The following is a 771-nucleotide window of genomic DNA, read 5'->3' as shown; positions in this document are numbered from 1 at the left end:
CGCCTCCGTCCTTGCTCATCAGATATCGAACGGCCGGAACTGCCTGCTGATTCGGCGCTGCTCCCGTGTAGAAAATGTTGCGCGAGCTTTCTTCTCCCTCGTATTGCACCGGGTAGAAGAGGAGCCCGTTGAGCTGTTCGAAGATCGGCAGAACCGATTTGCGGGATGCAGAGGTCCAGCAGCCGAAAACGACCGCAACCTTGTCCCTTGTGAGCAATTCCCGGGCTTTTTCAGCAAAGACATCCCGATCGGACGCCGGATCAACGACGATTGGTTCCAGTTTCCGTCCGAGAAGGCCTCCTTTCTTGTTTTGGTCCGCAATTAGCATGAGGACAGTATCCTTAAGTACCGATTCGCTGATTGCCATGGTGCCAGACAGAGAATGCAGAATGCCGATCTTGATGGCATCTTGGTCCGCGCGAACCGCTGGAAGGACGAGCGCGAGTTGCAAAACGAACAATCTCAGCATGATATCTCGAAGGACCGAAGCTGACTTCATGCCGGTGCCCCGATGAGTTCGTAAATTCGGGTTGCCTTGGTCATGCCCTTGACAATGACGGACCCGATCTCTTTGAACCGGAAGCAATCCTGGACCCGAAGGTACACGTCCTCACTGGCGAGAATGGCGGTGCCATATTCCTTGTTGAGGCCTTCAAGACGGGACGCCAAGTTTGTTGTGCTGCCAAGCGCTGTGTAATTCATCCGTTCGGCCGAGCCGAGATTGCCGACCACGGCCTCGCCAACATGAATGCCGAACCGCGTGAAAAACGA

At 55.0% G+C, this 771-nt stretch carries 2 protein-coding genes; both read right to left on the bottom strand.

What is annotated here, in order from left to right; genetic code table 11:
- On the bottom strand, positions 1-469 hold a 469-nt coding region (locus tag AC629_RS44160), incomplete at its 3' end, for a transporter substrate-binding protein (protein ID WP_245332214.1).
- Positions 470-495: 26 nt separating this feature from the next.
- Positions 496-771 (bottom strand): adenylate/guanylate cyclase domain-containing protein (locus tag AC629_RS44155; RefSeq protein ID WP_143199953.1); only part of this gene is annotated, 276 nt, incomplete at its 5' end.

The organism is Bradyrhizobium sp. NAS80.1 (genome assembly GCF_001908205.1).
GTDB lineage: Bacteria > Pseudomonadota > Alphaproteobacteria > Rhizobiales > Xanthobacteraceae > Bradyrhizobium.
The sequence above is the reverse complement of the archived record's forward strand: the minus strand, read 5'-3'. Positions and strand labels throughout refer to the sequence as shown.